Source organism: Acinetobacter sp. GN11 (assembly GCF_054823985.1).
In genome coordinates this window covers 1-20,709 of record NZ_JRVL01000013.1, presented here as the reverse complement: position 1 = coordinate 20,709, position 20,709 = coordinate 1, and the positions used below count along the sequence as shown (strand labels likewise).

Below are 20,709 nucleotides of genomic sequence, written 5' to 3'. Positions count from 1 at the left end.
TTTCTATATAATTTTAACCCTGCAACACGCTCACATCAGCAATAGCAGTAAACAAGTTACGCAACTGAGCCAATAAACGTAAACGGTTTGCTTTCAGGTCAGCATCATCTGCCATTACCATTACGCCATCAAAGAATGCATCAATCGGTGCGCGAAGTGCTGCAAGCTTAGAGAGTGCAGCAGTGTAGTCTTTTGTTGCAAGTAATGGTTCAACCACAGGTGTAACTGCCTGAAGCTCAGCAAATAATGCTTTTTCAGCATCTTCAACCAAGTTCGCTTCGACTACGGAACCTTCTGGCGCAGCTTCTTTTGCAAGAATGTTAGCAACACGTTTGTTTGCAGCAGCAAGTGCGGCAGCTTCAGGTAATGCGCGGAAGTGGTTTACAGCATTTACGCGCTTGTCAAAATCAAGTGGAGATTTTGGTGCAAGTGCTTGAACAGCTTGAAGTACGTCAACAGCAACGCCTTGGTCTTCATACTTAGCACGGTAACGACCTTCCAAGAATGCAACAGCATCAGCACGAGTTTTGTCGTGGTCTTTAACGATATCACCATAACCTTGAAGTGCAAGGTTAACTAACTCTTCAATCGTTACATCTAATTCATTTTCAATGATTAAACGTAAGATACCAATTGCTGAACGACGAAGAGCAAATGGGTCTTTAGATCCTGTTGGTGCTTGTCCAATACCGAAAATACCAACAAGAGTATCTAAACGGTCAGCAAGGGCAATCGTTGTACCAGTTTTGGTTTTAGGTAAGACATCACCAGCAAATTTTGGTAAATATTGTTCGCCTAAAGCTTCTGAAACTTCAGTGTTTTCGCCTTCAATGCGTGCATAGTAAGTACCCGCAATACCTTGAAGTTCTGGGAATTCACCTACAAGCTCAGATGTTAAGTCGCATTTAGCAAGTAACGCAGCTTTTTCAGCGTCGGCTGGGTTTGCACCAGTGATTGCAGATAATGCGACAGCAAGTTTTGCAATACGTGTTGATTTGTCCCAAAGCGTACCAAGCTGTGCTTGGAATACCATGTTTGCTAGTTTTTCTTTACGAGATGCAAGCGGTTGCTTTTGATCTTGTAAGAAGAAGAATTCAGCATCAGACAAACGAGGGCGAACAACTTTTTCATTACCTTCAATAATTTGAATCGGATCTTTAGACTCAATATTTGAAACAGTAATGAAGTAAGGCTGTAATTTACCTTCGTTATTGATCAAACAGAAATACTTCTGGTTGTCCTGCATAGTCGTAATAAGGGCTTCTTGAGGAACAGCAAGGAAGCGCTCTTCAAAGTTTGCACGAAGAGCAACTGGCCATTCAACGAGGCTTGTTACTTCATCAAGTAAGTCACTTGGAACAATAGCAGTTGCATTAACTTCATCAGCTAACTTTTTCACTTGTTCTTGAATGGTTGCTTGACGTTTTTCAAAGTTTGCAACAACGTAAGCTTTTTCTAAAGCAGCTAAATAGTCATTTGCATGCGCTAAAGTCACAGCTTCAGGTGCATGGAAACGGTGACCATAAGTCACATTACCAGCTTTGTGATCTTGAATAGTCGCGTCAACAATTTGGTCGTCTTTGAGTAAAAGAACCCATTTCACTGGACGTACAAATTCGGTACGGCTTGCAGCAGAACGCATGCGCTTAGCAATCGGTAAGTTATCTAGCGCAGTTTGTAAAATCTGTGGAAGTAAAGCATCAAGGCTTTGACCTTTCACATCTTTTAAATAGCAAACTTTTTCAACTTTACCAGCTTGGAAATTAGAAAGTTGATCAACAGTAATCCCTTGGCCACGCATAAAGCCTTCGAGTGCTTTAGTTGGTTTGCCTTCTGCATCGTAAGCCGCTTGAACAGCAGGGCCGTCAAAACGTTTTTGTGTATCAGCTTGAGCAGCATCGATATCAACAATTTTAAGCGCTAAACGACGTGGAGCTGCATAAGCTTCGATAGATGCGAAATTTAAGCCAGCATCTTTTAAGCCTTTTACCGTTTCTGCCTGTAATGCATCGCGTAAGTTTTTTAAGCTTTTCGGTGGAAGCTCTTCACAGCCAAGTTCGAATAAAACAGTATGTTTGCTCATTAGTTTTTCTCCGCCTTTGCTGCTTCACTTTCAGCTTGTGCTTTTAGCTGTGCCAATACTTCATCACGCAAGTGTGGTTCTGCCATTGGGAAGCCAAGTTCTGCACGTGCTTGTACATAACTTTGTGCAATAGCACGCGCTAAAGTACGTACACGTAAAATGTAACGTTGACGCTCAGTCACAGAAATTGCGCCACGTGCATCAAGCAAGTTAAAGGTATGAGATGCTTTAACAACTTGCTCATAAGCAGGAAGAGAAAGTTTTGCTTCAATCAAACGGTTTGCTTCTGATTCGTAAAAATCAAACAGTTCAAATAGTTTTTCAACTGGAGCGTATTCAAAGTTATAAGTCGATTGCTCAACTTCATTTTGATGGAATACGTCACCGTAAGTCACAGTACCAAATTGGCCTTTCGTCCAAACAAGGTCATAAACCGAGTCAACACCTTGAAGGTACATCGCTAGACGTTCTAAACCGTAAGTGATTTCACCTGTTACTGGGTAACATTCAACGCCACCGACTTGTTGGAAATAAGTGAACTGAGTCACTTCCATACCGTTAAGCCAAACTTCCCAACCTAAGCCCCAAGCACCTAGCGTCGGAGATTCCCAGTTGTCTTCTACGAAGCGGATGTCATGAGTAAGCGTATCAATCCCGATTGCTTTTAAAGAATCGAGATAAAGCTGTTGGATGTTGTCTGGGTTTGGCTTAAGCACCACTTGGAATTGGTAGTAGTGTTGCAAACGGTTCGGGTTTTCACCGTAGCGGCCATCTTTTGGACGACGTGAAGGTTGAACGTATGCAGCATTCCAAGTTTCAGGCCCTAAAGCACGTAAGAAAGTTGCAGTGTGGAATGTCCCTGCACCCATTTCCATATCATATGGTTGTAATACGACGCAGCCTTGCTCCGCCCAATAGTTTTGTAAGGCAAGAATTAAGCCCTGAAATGTATCAATATGCGATATAGCACGACTCATGGTGCATCCACTGGAATCAAACAAAAATTGTGGTTAAGTATAAGGATTTTGGTGGTGAGTGGCAAAGGCTAGTTGGGGGATTACGTCCTGTTTTTTAAATGCTGTTTGAGATCTGCTCTGAGCAGTAATATCCAATAGATGATGGCATAGGTTAACGAAAATGGACCTAATACATAGAAGAATTCAATCACAAAGAATTCAAACTGTTCTACTGGTGCGAATATCAACATAAGTAAGGTTGGAATGACGTACGTAAGAAACAGCGCGCTTAGAATGACGGTAAAAAAATTAATCCGATGATACCTATGTAATTTAAGTTGAATAAAAATGGCAGGAAAAAATACGAAGATGTAGTAGATAAGGAGTAAGAATCCAATAAATAATCCGAATTGAAAGATGAAGTTAAAATCAGGCAGTTCAAATCTAATAATGTTGGGGTAAAACATAAAAATAAGAAAAAAGATATAAATAGTGATGGAAGCATAGAGAGGTGTAGTCAATGACAAACATCTCCAAATTTGATCTTCATTTACATTTAAATTACGAATGAGAAGTTTAAAAAAAGAAAAAATGGGATTCAGCATTGGTGTTGTACCCATACAAAAAAGCGAACCTCTTTTTATATCACAGCTTATTTGCTCAATTGCGATATTCCGTTTTATTTTTCGGGGGATTGTCACGTCATATCATGACGCGTAACATCTTAATCGATCTTAATTTTTAAATCATATAATGTTAATTTTTAAACGATATTCTTTGTTTTCCTTAGGTCGTTTGATATGTCTGATCGCATTCGAGAAAAACTACAGATTCTTGCTGATGCTGCTAAATATGATGTGTCTTGTTCATCAAGTGGCAGTGACCGTAAAAACAAAGATAAAGGTCTAGGTGATGCCAGCCATTCAGGAATTTGCCATAGCTATACCGAAGATGGCCGCTGTGTATCTCTCTTAAAAATTCTATTTAGTAATGTGTGTATTTTTGACTGCGCTTACTGTGTTTCACGTCGTTCTAATGACGTCCAGCGCGCAGCATTTACGGTGCAAGAGGTTGTAGATTTAACCATTAATTTTTACCGCCGTAATTATATCGAAGGCTTATTTTTAAGCTCGGGCATTTTTAAATCGGCGGATCATACGATGGAGCGTATGCTTCAAGTCGTGAAGAAGTTGCGCCTTGAAGAAAACTTTAATGGCTATATTCACCTAAAAACCATTCCGGGAGCATCGCCTGAACTTATTCATGAAGCAGGTTTATATGCTGACCGTATGAGTATTAATTTAGAGATGCCGACCGAAATTGGGTTAAAGACTTTTGCACCGGAAAAATCACATCAAGAAGTACAAAAAGATTTAGGTTTGGTTCGTGACAGGCTCATCCAGCTTAAAGACGAACGTCAAATTATTAAGCATGTACCGAAATATGTGCCAGCAGGGCAGACCACCCAAATGGTGGTGGGTGCTCATCAGGAGTCAGATCAAGATGTCTTGTTTATGGCAGACAAGCACTACAAAGAATTTAAACTCAAACGCGTCTATTTCTCTGGCTATATCCCAATTAATACCGAAAATAATTACTTGCCAGCAGTGGGTTCTGCACCGCCATTACTGCGGGAAAACCGACTCTATCAAAGTGATTGGCTCATGCGTTTTTATGGTTTTCAGGTCAATGAAATCGTCAATGAAAAACACCCAAACTTAGATCTTGATGTAGACCCAAAATTAAGCTGGGCATTAAGGCATCCTGAACAGTTTCCAGTAGATTTAAATCGTGCAGATTATCAAATGATTTTGCGTGTACCGGGCATTGGGGTGAAATCGGCTAAGAAAATTGTGCAGGCTCGCCGTTTTGGAAAAATCCATATCGATTTACTTAAGAAACTAGGCGTGGCTTACCAACGTGCAAAATTCTTTATTCGCTGTGAAGACAGTCCAAAATTCCAAAAAGAACTATCATCAAGTTTTATTCGGCAGCAGATTTTAACGCAGGGTTCCTCGAAATATGTGCAGCAGCTTTCGCCGCAATTAAGCCTTGGGTTTTAGTCATGTTTAATGAGGAAGTGGCTTACTATTTTGATGGTTCAATGGTGGGACTACTGAGCTGTGTTTTTCGTGCATTTCAATTTAAAGAATTGCAGGTCAGACTCTGTTTGAATGATGCGGCTCAACATGGCTTATTTGCTGATAAAATTGAGGTTTCAAATAATGAGCAACATGCCGAGCGTGTTTGGTCTGCACTGCAAAAAAAGCTTTCATCTTCTTCGTTAAAACAATTTTATTTTGCTTATTTATCTGAATCTTTAGACGCCTATCAGCATTTATTTAATTACTGTATTTATGTGTTTAGTAGTCATTTTTCCGTAGAAAAAGATTATTCAAATCTTAGTGTTTTGGCGATTGCTCAGTGGACGAAAAAGGTCGGGCGAGAAAAGCATCGAATGGAAGCTTTTATTCGTTTTAAGAAAACTAAAGATGAGCTTTTTTTAAGTTTAGTACGTCCTGATTTTAATGTTTTACCGCTTATTCAGCCCCATTTTAAACGGCGATATCAAGACCAACGCTGGTTGATTTATGACGAAAAACGTAAGTTTGGAATTTATTATGATTTACGTGAAATACATGAAGTTTCACTTGAAGCTTCTGAAGTCGACCGTAATTTAAAAAATGGGATGAGTCAAAGCTTTCAGCTTGAGCTGGATGAACAAGAAGTTTTATATGACCAGCTTTGGAAAGATTATTTTAACAGCGTAAATATTACAGAACGCCAAAATATAAAACTTCATGTGCAATATTTGCCAAAGCGCTATTGGCGTTATTTGAATGAAAAATTGATGGAATATTAAAGTTTTAAAATAATAAAGATTATTTTCAATAAGTTTTCTTGTTGTTTAAAGATATAATTTAAATGCACTTTATGTAGCTTTGGGCGTATACTTTTGCCCGTTATAAATAACGGCATATCCCCAAAGGTGTACTGTGAGTGTTATACAGCCAGAATGGTTACAGATTTTAAAGCCAAATTTTAAGGTTTTACCTTTAAAGGAACGGTTACTTTGCGGTATCGGAGCGTTGTGTGGTTTAGCAATTTCTTCCTTAATTAGCTGGTATGTTCTGGGTGGAATTAATGCTTGGTACATCGCTCCAATGGGTGCCTCATCTGTTCTATTGTTTGCTGTGCCGACCAGCCCTTTGGCTCAACCATGGAATGTGATTGTTGGTAATACCTTAGCTGGAATTATTGGTGTTGCCTGTGCGCAGTGGATTCCTGATTTAACCACCGCTTTTAGTGTCGCAGTGGGCTTTGCCATATTTTTAATGATGACCACCGACTCTTTACATCCACCGAGTGGCGCTGTAGCAATTACGGCTGTATTAGGTGGGGCGGCAATTCATAAATTAGGATTTTATTTTATTTTTTATCCAGTTTTACTCAACTCGCTTCTTTTACTCGGTTTCGCCGTCTTTTTTAATAGATTAATTGGGCGGCATTATCCGGTTACTGCTCATTTTAATGACCGCAGTAAAGACCCTACACCGACTCAAAAAGTATCAATTCAGCCGAAAGATATTGAGTACGCATTAGGGCATCACATTGAACTTTTAGATATTAGTCAGTACGACTTAGAAAAGATTATTTTAGAAGCTCAAGAACATGCCAATGAGCGCATGGTAAATCAATATATCTGTCAGGATATTATGAGCCGTGATGTCATCAAACTACATGAAGATGACGACATTCATCAGGTACTCGATAAATTTAAACAAGTGAACTTGATGAGCTTACCTGTGGTTAATGCTGAAAATCATTTAGTGGGAACTTTAGCGTTATATGAAGTTGTTGAGTGGTTTAAAGGTGCAGCCGACCCAAGAAACTCTTGGCAGCACTATGTAAAACAAATTATGAGTCGTCGAGTGGTTACGGTGCTACCAACACAGCCTATTCAAGATCTGGTGCCGTATTTTGTGGAAAAATCGTTTAACTATATTCCAGTAGTTGAAGAACGGACACTCATTGGAATGATTAGCCGTGCAGATATGATTGCTGCGTTACAGCAACAGTTAAATCGAAAGCTATAATTTTTAGAATAAAAAAAAGCTACGGTTGATTAGGGGATGCAACCGTAGCGACCAAAGTTATTAATTAGCGTACTCGTTCTTCATTTACTGTTCGAACGGAGGAGCTATAGCCTTCAATATGTTCTGGCTGTTTTTTCGGAATGACTAACCATAAAACTAAGTAAACTAAAATTCCTGGAAAGGCCGCACTCATAACTGAGATAATAACAAAAATGATGCGTAATAAAGTCACGTTCCAACCAAAACGTTCAGCAATACCACCCATTACACCGGCGATCATGCTGTGTCGGTTCGAGCGATATAAACCAGAACTGGCCATCTAATTCTCCTTAAAGATAAATAATTACAAGAAGCTATTGCGCTCTTGCTTAATAAAAATATGGAGGCGAAATAAAAGGTTTAAAGTCCTCGCAGAAGTAAAATGGTTAAAATATGTAAAGGATTAGAATGAAGGAAACCAACATCAACTAAAATGCACCTTTTCAGGGCTTAAAGGTTTCTTGCAGCATTTGATTAGGCCTGAAAAATGAATATAAACATGGCTATTGCTGTTATCTGTGAATAATGTATATGTCTTTGAAGCGGTCTAGGTTTTTAGTTAAGCATTTAGTTTTAGGGGCTATGATGTGCCTGACACTTGGTGCTTGCGACATCAGCCATACCAACTCAAAAGATCACTCTAGTACAAGTTCTAATTCGACACATGAAGAAAATTTAATAAAAAATAGTACATCTACAAAAACATTAGATTATGTAGCAGGACGTACTTTTTTACCTGAAGAAAACTTAGATCAAACCAAAAAGTTAAGCGGAACTTTATTGCAATATGTCGGGCGATATCACACCCGAATTTCATGTGAGGATGCTTTTGCCGATTGTGAGTCGGGCGAAGCTGAGTACATTTTAAATCTATTACCTAATGGATCGGCTTATTGGAATGTTATTCATTTTGGTCGTGTGGGAAGTAAAGATGGGGCGAAAAGTGCCGCTGTAAATGAATTGTGTCCTTCTTTAAATTGGAAGGTAGATGAAAAAGAGCATGAGTTAACGATTCAATGTCCTTTATCTAAAGTTAATTTTTATTTTAATTTTGATTCAAACAAAAGATTGGTTATGAATCTGGAAAAACTGTTTTATAGCGATTATGGTAAAAATCGTGAATTTTTAGAGCAAAATTATTTTGTTCCAAACAAGGGTTATGTTTTAACTAAAGAATAAATATTTAATTTTACTTGAATAAAAAAGAGCGCAATATGAATTGCGCTCTTTTTGTTTGTCTATTTAAAAATCATTAGTAGTCGAAGCTGAAGTGTTCAACTGGTAATGATGTTAATGTGCGAGAGGTTGTCACCATCGATTCTGCATGACCTTGGGTACGAGGCAACATACGGTCAAAGTAGAAGTCTGCAACTTTGATTTTTGCTTTATAGAATTCAGGTGTTTCTGCACCGTCACCTGCTTCAAGTTTCTCAGAAGCAATGACTGCTTGTTGAGCCCAGAAGTAAGCCATCATCACGTAGCCAGAGAACATTAAAAAGTCTACAGAAGCAGAAGATACGATATCACGGTCTTTACGTGCAGCAAGCATGATACGAACAGTTAAAGTATTCCACTGAGCACAAAGCTTAGTTAGGTCCCAAGCAAAACGACGTAAGTATTTATTACGTGCGTGCGCAGCACAGAATTTTAAAATTTCAGCAGTGTAGTCACGAACCACTTTGCCTTTTGAGCTAAGCAACACTTTACGACCAATCAAGTCAAGTGCTTGAATGCCAGTGGTACCTTCGTATAGCGTTGAGATCCGAGCATCACGAGCGATTTGTTCCATGCCCCATTCTTTAATGTAGCCATGGCCGCCGTAAACTTGCATACCGTTGTTTGCAGCTTCTAAACCAAGTTCAGTCAAGAAACCTTTTAAAATTGGTGTGTAGAAACCAAGTTTGTCATCGTAGTCTTCGTAAGCAGCTTGGTCGCCACGTGTTAATGCATCTGTCATTTTGTCTGCAAGTTTTGCAGCATGATAGATCATTGAACGGCCACCTTCAGCAATTGCTTTTTGAGTCAACAACAGGCGACGCACGTCAGCATGATGAATGATTGCATCAGCAACTTTGTCTGGATCTTTCTTGCCCGAAAGCGCACGCATAGACATACGATCTTTCGCATAAGGTAACGCACCTTGGAAAGATAACTCGGCGTGTGCAATACCTTGAACAGCAGTACCAATACGTGCTGTATTCATGAAGGTAAACATTGCGTGTAGACCTTTGTTAACTTCACCGATTAAATAACCAGTGGCATTATCAAAGTTGAGTACCGCAGTTGCAGAAGCACGGATGCCCATCTTGTGTTCGATTGAACCGCAAGTCACAGCATTACGTTCACCGATACCGCTATCAGCAGTAGGGATGAATTTAGGCACGATAAATAATGAAATACCACGAGTACCAGCAGGAGCATCTGGAAGACGTGCAAGTACGATGTGAATAATATTTTCAGTTAAGTCATGTTCACCGGCAGAAATGAAGATTTTTGTACCAGAGATTTTATAAGTGCCGTCTGCTTGAGGTTCAGCTTTAGTTTTAACTTGACCTAAGTCTGTACCACATTGAGGTTCGGTTAAGCACATTGTGCCGCTCCAAGTCCCTTCAACAAGTTTAGGCATATAGGTTTGTTTTTGCTCATCGGTACCGAATTGCAAGATGGTGTTCATACAACCTGAACTTAAGCCAGGGTACATCGTAAATGACCAGTTTGCAGTACCCATCATTTCCGATTTAATCAGATTTAATGACATTGGCAGGCCTTGACCACCAAATTCTTCTGGATAAGAAAGACCTTGCCAACCGCCCATTACGAATTGGTCATAAGCTTCTTTAAAGCCTTTTGGCGTAGTGACTTCGCCGTTGTCAAAATGGCAACCTTCTTCATCACCAGATTGGTTAAGTGGCGACAATACGTTTTCACAATAATCTGCCGCACCTTCAAGAATCATATCAACTGTATCTGGATCTGCATTTTCACCATTTGATAAAGTTTTATAGTGAGCAGGGTAATCTAATACTTCATTCATTAAGAAACGAATATCATGTAGCGGGGCTTTATATGCTGGCATGGCTTTAATCCTAATTTTGAATCATTGTGGGATTATCTGAATCGATGATTTGATTATTCACTCACCTGATAAAAATACAATGATAATCACATCTGAAAGAAATGTCAGAAAAGCGAATTTTGTCGAAAATAAATACACCTGAAAATACATTTTCTGCTACATTCAGGACTTATACTTTTATGTGAAAAAACAACTATTTTTTATTTTTAGCAAGTTTTGCTAAAAAGATAAAGCTATAAGGTTTTAAAAAAGGTTATGCATTTAAAATATCTCAGTTTATGTTTATTTAGTTTGGGTTTGACCGCGTGTGCGCAGCATAACCTACGTCCATCAGTGGCATCTGCCAACTTAGATCAAAAAGTCATTCAGGGTATGAATGCAATGTATGAATACCCAAGCTATGACTACCGTGGGCATTTTAAAGTTAATGTTGATTCAAATCAGCCCAAGAAAATAAGCGCTGTAGAGAAAATGGCTCAGCTTGATGCTGGAGTGCAAAAAAAAGTAGATCAATATTTACGTGAACAAAAAACTAATTTGAATAAAAAACAGAAGCAGGCGCTTTATGCCGCAATTGCAAATGAGCAATCTGTTTCGGGTATATCTGACGAATCACGTTCAGAAAAAGTAAATGCCGTATTAATAAATTTATTAAATGATCTCCAATTTAGTTACGATGGTTCAGTTCATTACCGTCAAAAAATGGGGTCTTTCAATCTCACTGCAAGATATGAGAAACCGACCTTATTGGTACAGGCAAAATTGCCAATGGTACTTGATCTGAAAGACTATAAGTTTTACGTTAATTATTTCGGATTAATGCCTTATCTGGTCAATAAAGACAATCAAAATAACTTGGCGTATGTCGATTTTTCAAAGTATAAAAATCTGTTTACAAACGTCGATATGAAGAAGTTTGTTGAATATGCAAAAGCTTCTGGTGCTGTGTCTTATCGTTTAGCTGAACCACAAAATTTACAACGTTTATCCGTTAGTGATGCTGAGCGTAAAGCCGGAATTGTAGAGAAAATTCGATTAAAAGATACGGTTGAAGAGTTATTGCTGCAATCGGAACTTTATGGTCAAGTTAATGAAAAATATTTGCAAAAAAGTGTTTTAGGGTTTGACGACCAAAAGATTGCTGAATCTATAGCAACAGAATTAGCTGCTTCGGAAGCTAAGAAAAAAGCGGGCAGCGCTAAGGGGCAGAAAGTTTCTTCTGAGGATGCCGCAGCTGTCAGTCAGCAACTTTATTCACTTATTAATGCTCATTTTGGCAACACATTGACTTCTGAAGAAGGTGATGAAGACCAAGCAAGTGCAGCTCAAGATGTGGCAGCAGCAGAGGCAGTCCCTGATTCAGCTCAAGCCGAAGACGTTGCTGTAGCAGATGATGAGCAAGCCGCAGAAGTCGCTTCACTTACAGAAGATCAGTGTGTTGAATTACAGGCTCTTAATAAACCAGTTGCCTTAGGCGATATTAATTACTGCCAAATTTACGGTATTGATGTACTTGATCGGAGCGCTGTAAATACCGAAAAAACTCAGATTAAAGCTCGTCGAGCTGCATTAAAACAAACTTTTGCAGCTTATGATCAGAACCAGTTTGTGAATGATGATGCATTCAAAGCTTTATGGTTAAAACATAAAGCAGAGATTGATCAAGCTTTACCAAAACAAAGAAATCCAATTACGATTGATGTTGGACTTGATGAAAAAGGCCGTTTAGTCAACGCAGATTACGATGTTGCATATACACCAGCTGAATTTAACCATCGCTTTAATATTAAAGCAGACATGCAAATTCTAAATTATGGTAAAGCAACTTCAATTGACCAGCAGCAGCTTAAACAAGCTAAATCAGTTGCTGAAGCAAGCAAAGGTTCGCTATTTGAAAACTTCATAAAAGGCTTTAGTGAAAAACTTGGGCAGAGTGATGTTTCTGAACATCCGGTTGGCTTACATAGTGATGTACAAGATTTAGATTCGAGTCTGGCGCTGTTGGCTAACCAAACTTATGATGCAACACGTGCCTATGATAAAACGTATAAGGCTGTGTTTATTGCAAAATTGACTGCCGAAAAACCGTCATATATTCATTATTATTCAGTTCAACAGTTGCAAGAAATTGCCGAAGTTTATGCTTATTGGTTCTCTGAAGAAGAAACCTATAATCCTCAAGGTAAGGCTTTAGAGCGTATAGAAGCATTGCAGAAAAAGCATCATCTTGAGCAAGAAGAGCAATTTGATAATGATTTAGGTCGTGCTGTGGACCATATTGTGATTACAACAATACAAGGTAAGGCAGGGCGTGAAGCATGGCAAAAATTACAGAAAAAATATAAGCAGCCTGAGCAGCTTTTCTCGAAACAATATCAATTAGAATTTGAACAACAAAATGGTGCTTCTGTTGAAGAAAAACAATTGTTGTCAGAAACAGCTGATATTTTAGGTAAGGCTTATGCTGCTGCACGTAAACAGCAACTTACGGAAAAGACAATTCAGAATTTAAAACCTGAACATAATGAATTTATTGATTATGAGATTTTCCGCGATGTTTACCAGCAAATGGTTACAACTAAAAAGTAATAAATAATGCAGTCAAAAAAGAACCTACTTAAAGTAGGTTCTTTTTGCTTTATAGAAAATCTTTTAATTCAGGTCTCACGCCATTCCAGATATAGAAAGCTTCAATGGCCTGACCCACTAACATTCCAAAACCTTCTGCATAAGGCACATTGCGTTGTTTAGCTTGGTCAAGGAAACTAGACGGCTTGCCATAAGCCATTTCATAGGCATATTTGAACTCTAAATTTTCAGGTAATTGTAATACGTCACCTGAAAGGCTTGCAGAAGTTGCATTAATTACAATATCAAAATTCCCTTCTAACTCATTTAGAGAAATTGCTTGTAATTGAGCTTGTGAAACTGCTGCTTTTAAGTCATCTACAAGTTGCTCTGCACGAGCGAGAGTACGGTTCGCAATCACAATCTTTTTAGCGCCAGCCTGTACTAGTGGGTAAATAACACCACGAGTCGCGCCACCAGCCCCTAAAATTAAAATATTTGTATTTTCTAGGTTCCAGTCTAAGGCTTGAATTGCGGCCACTAAGCCTTGGCCATCAGTATTATCGCCGTGCAATTTGCCATTCTGCATCCATAACGTATTCACCGCTTTCGCAATTTGAGCGCGTTCGGTTAACACATCACACAAAGCAAAAGCTTGTTCTTTAAACGGTACGGTAACGTTCATGCCACTTCCACCATTTGCAAAGAAACTACGCATACTCGGTTCAAAACCATCAAGAGGGGCAAGACGTTTTTGATAGTCGAGATCAACACCTGTTTTTTGAGCGAAAGCATGATGCAATTCAGGAGAGCGTGATTGTTCGATTGGGTTGCCAATTACTGCAAACTGTTTGGTCATTCTTATATCCAAAATTTTAAAATGGCATGAAGCATAAAAACGTGTGCTGAATATTCAGCAGGCCTCACTATAAGCCAAATTGGAATAAGAAAAAATATTTGAATGAGGTTCAGAAAAGTGAAAATAAAAAAGGAGATTCTCTAGGGTGGAAGCCAAAGAATCTCCAAAAAGCAAAAAATTAAGCGACTTTTTCTTTTAGATTTAGCCAGTCACGTGGTTTTAGGTAATAGTCGGTTAAACGTTTCTCTGGCGAGTCTTCATCCCACTCAGGACGATATGACCAACCTGCAAGGTTAGGGAGGCTGACTAAAATAGATTCGATACGTCCACCTGTTTGTAAGCCAAACAATGTTCCGCGGTCATATACTAAGTTATATTCGACATATCTACCGCGACGGTAAAGCTGAAATTCACGTTGAGCTTCGGTATAAGGTTGTTCACGGTGTTTTTCAAAAATTGGCAGAATGGCATTTAAATAGCCATTACCTACTGCTTGAATATATTTAAAGCAAGTTTCGAAATCCCAGCCATTTAGATCATCAAAGAATAAACCACCGACGCCTCGTTGTTCATCGCGATGTTTTAAATAGAAGTAATCGTCACACCATTTTTTATGTTCTGCATAGACATTGTCACCAAAAGGCTGACACAGGTCGTAAGCGGCTTGATGCCAATCGACAACATCTTGCTCATCTGGATAGAACGGTGTTAAGTCAAAACCACCGCCAAACCACCAAATTGGATCTTGTCCTTCAGGCTCTGCAACGAATAAACGTACATTGGCATGAGAAGTTGGGATATTGGGGTTTTTAGGATGAATTACTAATGAGACACCAAGTGCCTGCGCTTTAGCACCAGCAATTTGAGGGTGTCTTTCTGTAGCAGAAGCGGGGAGTTTACTAATGTTGATGTGAGAAAACATCACACCACCTTTTTCAATCACTGTACCATTTTGCAAAACTCGTGAACGCCCACCACCACCTTCAGGACGCTTCCAATCATCAATAATAAATTCACTCGTACCGCCGCCAGCTTTTTCTTGTTGTTCTAAACCCGCACATATACGGGCTTGTAAATCGAGGAGAAATTCGCGGACACGTTGAATATCTGTTGAAGTCGGATGTTGCATAGTGACCCTCAAAGATGATTGAGATAGGAGATAGATACATCAAAGCACAAAACCATAAAAAAAGTAAGGGATTTTTAAGAAATGTCTCAAAAATCCCTTGCGATTGCTTTTTAAATATTTATTTTTTTAAAAAATCATCTTTTTGATAAAGGTGATCCATACGTTCACGTTTGGTTTTTAAATATTGTTCATTAAAAGGGTTGCGTCCAACCGTTAATGGAACGCGGTCAACCACATTAATTCCTTGATCTTTGAGTGCCTGAATTTTCAAAGGATTATTGGTAATTAATTTAACTTCTTTTACTTCTAAATGATCTAGCATGATGCTGCACATGTCGTAACGACGTGCATCGGCAGGTAAATTTAAAAGTAAATTAGCATCTACGGTGTCATGACCCTGATCTTGTAAAGCATAGGCGCGAATTTTATTTGTAAGCCCAATACCACGGCCTTCTTGACGTAAATATAAAATAACGCCTTGGCCTGCTTCGTTGATGAGCTTTTGAGTTGCCTGCAATTGAGGACCACAGTCGCATTTTAATGATGCAAAAGCATCACCTGTTAAACATTCTGAATGTACACGAACCAAAACAGGGCCTGTAGGTGGATTTTCTAACCCTTTAGAAAGTGCCACATGTTCTTCACCTGATACTGGATCTTGAAACACAGAAATATTGAATTCACCAAAAGCGGTCGGGAGTTTTGATGTTGCAATGAACTCTATAGGCACAGATTAACTCATCTTTTAACCGAAAACGGTTTAAAGTATAGCGTAATGCTGGGAGATTGGTCGAATTGTCATAATCATTTTGCACACTAAGGTTTTCTTTTTTGTATAAACATGACGATAATAGTTGATAAATAGTCAGATTATTCAGGATAATCTGCCAACCATACCCATGATGTATGAGAGACTGCTTTGCATGAACTCGTTCGCAAATGTGGCTGATTGAAGGTGACTTCATTCGATTGTATGATCGACCCATTTTGACCCAGCTTAGGATTTGCCAGGCTTATAAAGGCTTTGCCACATATGTTGTATACCGAAATTCCAACTCAACGCCCTGTTACGCCATTGTTAGATGCAATTGATCATCCTCAACAATTACGTCAGCTCGAGCATAGCCAATTGGTTCAAGTGGCTGATGAGTTGCGTCAATATATTTTATATGCAGCAGGCCAGAGTGGTGGCCATTTCGGTGCTAATCTCGGCGTGGTTGAGCTGACGGTTGCGCTGCATTATTGCTTTAATACACCAAATGACCGATTAGTTTGGGATGTAGGACATCAGGCATATCCGCATAAAGTGCTGACAGGTCGCCGTGAACAAATGACGACGATTCGTTCTAAAAATGGTTTAGCAGCATTTCCAGCCAGAGAAGAATCAGTTTTTGATACATTCGGCGTAGGGCATTCATCAACAGCAATTTCAGCTGGTTTAGGAATGTCGTTAGCACGTCGCTATCAAAATGATCCATGTGAAGTCGTTTGTATTGTTGGTGATGGTGCAATGACAGCAGGTATGGCATTTGAAGCCATGAACGATGCTGTTGCACATAATGCTGATTTAATTGTTGTGCTGAATGACAATGACATGTCAATTTCTTGTAGCACAGGTGGCTTTGCTAAACATTTGGCTGCAATTTGGGAAAAAGGCCATTTAGTTAACGTTAACGAAGATGGCGAAGCATATATACAGCCACATCCAAAATGGACTTATAACTCTCGTTTGCATCAATCAGCAACAGATGCGGCAGATAATTTATTTAAAGCAATTGGTTTCGATTATTTTGGCCCATTCGATGGTCATGATGTAAATCAACTGGCCCAAGTATTTAATGCTCTCAAGAAGCGTAAAGGCCCACGTTTAGTCCACGTCTATACTAAAAAAGGTAAAGGTTTCACTCCTGCAGAAGCGGATCCGATTACCTATCATGCCATTAGCAAAATTAATGCGACTTCAGCAGGTAAAACACCACCTAAATATTCTGATGTATTTGGTCAGTGGTTATGTGATGAGGCGGCACAAGATGAGCGTCTACTCGCGATTACACCTGCGATGTGTGAAGGCTCAGGCATGGTTCAATTTGCTAAAGAATTTCCGCAGAGATTTTTTGATGTTGCGATTGCTGAACAGCATGCTGTAACACTTGCAGCAGGAATGGCTTGTGAAGGTTTAAAACCTGTTGTTGCGATTTATTCTACGTTTTTGCAGCGCGGCTACGATCAGCTTATCCATGATGTTGCATTACAAAATCTTGACGTAACTTTCGGCATTGACCGTGCCGGTTTGGTTGGTGAAGATGGTCCAACTCACGCAGGTGCATATGATTATGCATACATGCGTACAGTTCCAAACTTAGTCATCATGGCGCCAAAAGATGAAAATGAATGTCGTCAGATGCTTCATACAGCCTATGTCTATAATGGACCAGCGGCAGTACGTTATCCACGTGGTGCAGGTGTAGGTGTTGAAATTCAGCAAGAGTTGACTGCTATTGAGTTAGGAAAAGCTGAAATCGTTGCTGAAATTAAATCTGCTTGTGATGAACAGATTACAATTTTGGCATTTGGTAGTCGTGTTATGGTTGCCATAGAAGCTGCCGAACAATTTGCACAAAAACATGATGTGGGTGTGCGTGTTGTAAATATGCGTTTTGTGAAACCACTTGATGAAAAAATGATTCGTGATTTAGCTGAACACACTCATTTATTTGTCACTGTTGAAGAGCATGCCGTTATGGGTGGCGCGGGTAGCGCTGTCAATGAGTTTATGGCGCAAGAACAAATTGTGAAACCTATCATTAATTTAGGCTTGCCAGATTTGTTCTTACAACAGGCTTCACACGGACAAATGCTACAAGATTGTGGGTTAGATGCTAAAGGTATTTTGAGCTCAATTGAGAAAGTTTGGCTTAAGCTAAATCAGGTTGTTTAAACCTCCAATAAAATTTTTGAAACATTTTCCCCCTAAAAGCGCATATATTTGCTAAAATATCTGCGCTTTTATGCATTATTCTTTGTCAAAATCTTCAAATTTGTCTAGTGGGTGTTCAATGGAACCTATGGTGGTTATGGCTGCGCGTGCGGCTCAAACAGTTGGTCAAGAGCTTTTAAAAGCGCATCAAAATCGTCATAAACTCGATTTACAAGTTGAAGAGAAAGGCATTGATGGCCCGGTAACACGTGTAGATCGTTATTTAGAACAATTAGCGATTGATACGTTACGTAAAAGTTATAAAAACCATAGCTTCTTAGGTGAAGAGTTTGGTTTGCAAGAAGGCAAAGGCCATGATGCAGAGTGGTGCTGGGTAATTGACCCGCTTGATGGCACACAAAACTTTATTAATGGTTTCCCTCATTTCTGTATTTCAATTGCAGTTCAGCATAAAGGTGTTACTCAACACGGCGTAATCTACGATCCAGTGCGTGATGAGTTATTCTCTGCTAGCCGTGGTCGCGGTGCAGTTATGAATCAACGCCGTATTCGTGCCAATGTTAAAGATAGTTTAGAAAATACATTCTTGGCAGTAGGCCATCCTTACCGTGCTAAACGTGCTGGCGAAATCGTATCTTATGCAGAGCAGCATTTCGCATCTTTATTAGCGGTTACTGAAGCTGGTGCGCAAATCCGTCGTGGCGGTTCAGCTGCTCTAGATTTAGCATATGTAGCTGCTGGTCGTTTTGATGGTTTCTTTGAGCTTGGTTTAAAGCCATGGGATATTGCTGCTGGTGAACTTATTCTTAAAGAAGCAGGCGGTGTAGTTGTTGACGCGCGTGGCGGTAATAACTCATTTGAAAATGGTCAAGTACTTGCATGTTCGCTTAAAATGTTAAAACCTTTAATGCAAACTGTTGTTCCAGCTTGGGATAAAGCTGCAAAATAATTTAGCTTATTATAAATAAAACCCTCTTTAATCAGAGGGTTTTGTGTTTTAAATGAAGAGTAAATTAAATTAATTCAAGAAATATGAACAAAGTTGATTAAAACAGGTGACTTTTAAATTATTTCTGCTATAATCCGCCAACGCACTTAAATTTCCGTTCATTACCTGAACATTCTGTTCTATTCATTGTAAGCGCACGCCGTCCATAGAGAGGACCATTTCTTGCGCCCCGATCGCTCAGCGATTCTTCAGGTTCGGCCGTAATCAAGCATGCGTTTAGTCCACATCGTCGTTACTCGGATTGCTGCTGAATAAAAGTTTTCAGCTAATTTTGCTTTGCCGCTTTTTGCCGATGTCTATTTTGTATTTATTAAAAATGGAGCACCCACAAGGGTGAAACTCTCTATGAGCAAATCTTTTGCCGAATTTTCTTTGCATGAAACCTTACAACAAGCGCTTGAAGGTTTAGGTTTTACTACCCCGACTGCTGTACAAGAACAAGCAATTCCTGCTGCTTTAGAAGGTAAAGACCTTCTCGTATCAAGCCAAACTGGTTCTGGTAAAACAGCTGCATTCTTACTCCCAACATTAAATGCTTTAGCTGGTCAAGAAACAGTTGTACCGTTCAAAGACCGTATGAAAGCAGTGACTCAACCAAATATCTTGGTAATTTCACCAACTCGTGAATTGGCACAGCAAGTAAGTCAAGATGCAATCGCACTTGTACGTCACATGAAAGGTGTTCGTATTGCTGCCATTATGGGCGGTATGCCATTTGCAAAACAAATTCAACAATTAAAAGGCGCGCAAGTTGTTGTTGCAACACCTGGTCGTTTACTTGACTTGGTGAATCGTCGTCAAATTAAATTAGATCAAGTAGATGCTTTAATCGTTGATGAAGCGGACCGTATGCTTGACCTAGGTTTCTCTGAAGACTTAGAAGCAATTAGCGAATTAGCGGCTAACCGTAAACAAACATTAATGTTCTCTGCAACATTTGCTGATCGTATCATTCGTCTTGCATCATGCATGATGAAAGATCCTATGCGTATCGCAATTGAAACAGGTCATTCAACCAATACAGATATTACGCAAACATTGCATTGGACTGATGGCTTTGAACATAAGAAAAAATTACTTACACATTGGTTAAGTGATGAAAACTTAGATCAAGCTGTTGTTTTCGCTAGCACGCAAGAAGACACAGATATGTTGGCAGAAGAACTTGCTGAAGCAGGTCATTCTGTTGTTGCACTTCATGGTGCAATGCCACAAACAGTTCGTAACCGTCGTTTACGTAGTATTCGTGAAGGTCGTGCAAAAATCTTAGTTGCAACTGACGTTGCTGCTCGTGGTCTTGACGTTCCGACTATTTCTCACGTAATTAACTTCGGTCTTCCGATGAAGCATGAAGATTATGTACACCGTATTGGTCGTACTGGTCGTGCTGGTCGTACTGGTCAAGCAATTACTTTAGCGACTTATCGTGAACGCGGTAAGATTCGTGCTCTTGAAGAATATTTAGAAGCTCGTTTAAGTGTTTCTGAAATTGAAGGCTTAGAGCCATCTCCACCTCCTGCTCGTTCAGGTCGTGATGGCGGTGGTCGTGGCCGTAGTGGTAATGGCGGCGGTGGTCGTGATGGTCGTCGTAGTGGCGGCGGTGGTTTTGGTGGTGGTCGTCGTTTTGAAGGCGAAAGCAACTTCAAACGCCGTGAAGGTGGTCGTGATGACCGTCCACGTCGTAGCTTCGATGATAAACCACGTGGTGAGCGTCCAGCGTTTGGCGGTGAAGATCGTCCACGTCGCGAGTTCAATTCTGACCGTCCACGTCGTGAAGGTGGTTTTGAAGATCGTCCACGTCGCGAGTTCAGTTCAGATCGTCCGCGTCGCGAAGGTGGTTTCAATGATAAACCGCGTTTTGACTCGAATGATGACAACCGTGGTAACCGCGTAGATTATAAACCACGTCGTGAAGGTAGTTTTGGTGATCGTCCAAAACGTAGCTTCGGTGGTGA

Annotated in this window: 15 protein-coding genes; 8 read left to right on the top strand and 7 right to left on the bottom strand. The window is 39.7% G+C overall.

Translation table 11 applies throughout. The features are described from left to right. Positions 1 to 13 precede the first annotated feature (13 nt). Together glyS and glyQ are read right to left on the bottom strand one after the other, a co-directional pair. On the bottom strand, positions 14 to 2,083 hold the full coding sequence (gene glyS, locus NL42_RS01815) for a glycine--tRNA ligase subunit beta (protein WP_461311545.1): 2,070 nt from the start codon (positions 2,081 to 2,083) through the stop codon (positions 14 to 16). Continuing rightward, positions 2,083 to 3,060, bottom strand: coding sequence for a glycine--tRNA ligase subunit alpha (glyQ, locus tag NL42_RS01810; protein ID WP_002044989.1), 978 nt, complete (start codon positions 3,058 to 3,060; stop codon positions 2,083 to 2,085). Before glyQ ends, glyS begins: the two co-directional genes overlap by 1 nt. A gap of 779 nt (positions 3,061 to 3,839) precedes the next feature. Between glyQ and NL42_RS01805 the strand changes: the two genes are divergently transcribed. From NL42_RS01805 to NL42_RS01795, 3 genes are all read left to right on the top strand, one after another. Further along, positions 3,840 to 5,102, top strand: coding sequence for a putative DNA modification/repair radical SAM protein (locus NL42_RS01805; RefSeq protein WP_005804586.1), 1,263 nt, complete (start codon positions 3,840 to 3,842; stop codon positions 5,100 to 5,102). A gap of 2 nt (positions 5,103 to 5,104) precedes the next feature. Further along, on the top strand, positions 5,105 to 5,902 hold the full coding sequence (locus NL42_RS01800) for a TIGR03915 family putative DNA repair protein (protein WP_461311544.1): 798 nt from the start codon (positions 5,105 to 5,107) through the stop codon (positions 5,900 to 5,902). Positions 5,903 to 6,035: 133 nt separating this feature from the next. Then, complete coding sequence (locus NL42_RS01795) at positions 6,036 to 7,136, top strand: HPP family protein (RefSeq protein WP_461311543.1); 1,101 nt, start codon at positions 6,036 to 6,038, stop codon at positions 7,134 to 7,136. A gap of 64 nt (positions 7,137 to 7,200) precedes the next feature. On the opposite strand, the gene NL42_RS01790 is transcribed toward NL42_RS01795, so the two are convergent. Then, a complete protein-coding gene (locus NL42_RS01790) occupies positions 7,201 to 7,455 on the bottom strand; it encodes a PspC domain-containing protein (protein WP_461311542.1) in 255 nt (84 codons plus the stop codon). Between the two features lie 251 nt (positions 7,456 to 7,706). On the opposite strand from NL42_RS01790, the gene NL42_RS01785 reads away from it, so the two are divergent. Beyond that, positions 7,707 to 8,354, top strand: a complete 648-nt coding sequence (locus NL42_RS01785) for a hypothetical protein (RefSeq protein WP_461311546.1) — start codon at positions 7,707 to 7,709, stop codon at positions 8,352 to 8,354. Positions 8,355 to 8,427: 73 nt separating this feature from the next. Here NL42_RS01785 and NL42_RS01780 read toward each other — a convergent pair whose 3' ends face one another. Then, entirely contained in the window at positions 8,428 to 10,251 is a 1,824-nt protein-coding gene (locus NL42_RS01780) for an acyl-CoA dehydrogenase C-terminal domain-containing protein (protein WP_016140081.1), read from the bottom strand. Between the two features lie 255 nt (positions 10,252 to 10,506). Here NL42_RS01780 and NL42_RS01775 point away from each other — a divergent pair, with 255 nt between their 5' ends. Further along, positions 10,507 to 12,840, top strand: coding sequence for a hypothetical protein (locus tag NL42_RS01775; RefSeq protein ID WP_461311541.1), 2,334 nt, complete (start codon positions 10,507 to 10,509; stop codon positions 12,838 to 12,840). 49 nt (positions 12,841 to 12,889) lie between these two features. On the opposite strand, the gene aroE is transcribed toward NL42_RS01775, so the two are convergent. The 3 genes from aroE to ribA form a co-directional block, all read right to left on the bottom strand. After that, the gene (gene aroE, locus NL42_RS01770; protein WP_461311540.1) at positions 12,890 to 13,678 is read right to left on the bottom strand and encodes a shikimate dehydrogenase; all 789 of its coding nucleotides are present in this window, start codon (positions 13,676 to 13,678) and stop codon (positions 12,890 to 12,892) included. Positions 13,679 to 13,856: 178 nt separating this feature from the next. Then, entirely contained in the window at positions 13,857 to 14,807 is a 951-nt protein-coding gene (gene hemF, locus NL42_RS01765) for an oxygen-dependent coproporphyrinogen oxidase (RefSeq protein ID WP_461311539.1), read from the bottom strand. Between the two features lie 118 nt (positions 14,808 to 14,925). After that, a complete protein-coding gene (ribA, locus tag NL42_RS01760) occupies positions 14,926 to 15,537 on the bottom strand; it encodes a GTP cyclohydrolase II (RefSeq protein ID WP_005301174.1) in 612 nt (203 codons plus the stop codon). Between the two features lie 303 nt (positions 15,538 to 15,840). On the opposite strand from ribA, the gene dxs reads away from it, so the two are divergent. From dxs to NL42_RS01745, 3 genes are all read left to right on the top strand, one after another. Beyond that, on the top strand, positions 15,841 to 17,745 hold the full coding sequence (gene dxs / locus NL42_RS01755) for a 1-deoxy-D-xylulose-5-phosphate synthase (protein ID WP_461311538.1): 1,905 nt from the start codon (positions 15,841 to 15,843) through the stop codon (positions 17,743 to 17,745). A gap of 118 nt (positions 17,746 to 17,863) precedes the next feature. Further along, positions 17,864 to 18,694 (top strand): inositol monophosphatase family protein, encoded by an 831-nt coding sequence (locus NL42_RS01750; RefSeq protein ID WP_461311537.1) that lies wholly within the window; start codon positions 17,864 to 17,866, stop codon positions 18,692 to 18,694. A gap of 405 nt (positions 18,695 to 19,099) precedes the next feature. Then, the coding region (locus tag NL42_RS01745; protein WP_461311536.1) for a DEAD/DEAH box helicase at positions 19,100 to 20,709 on the top strand (1,610 nt) is incomplete at its 3' end.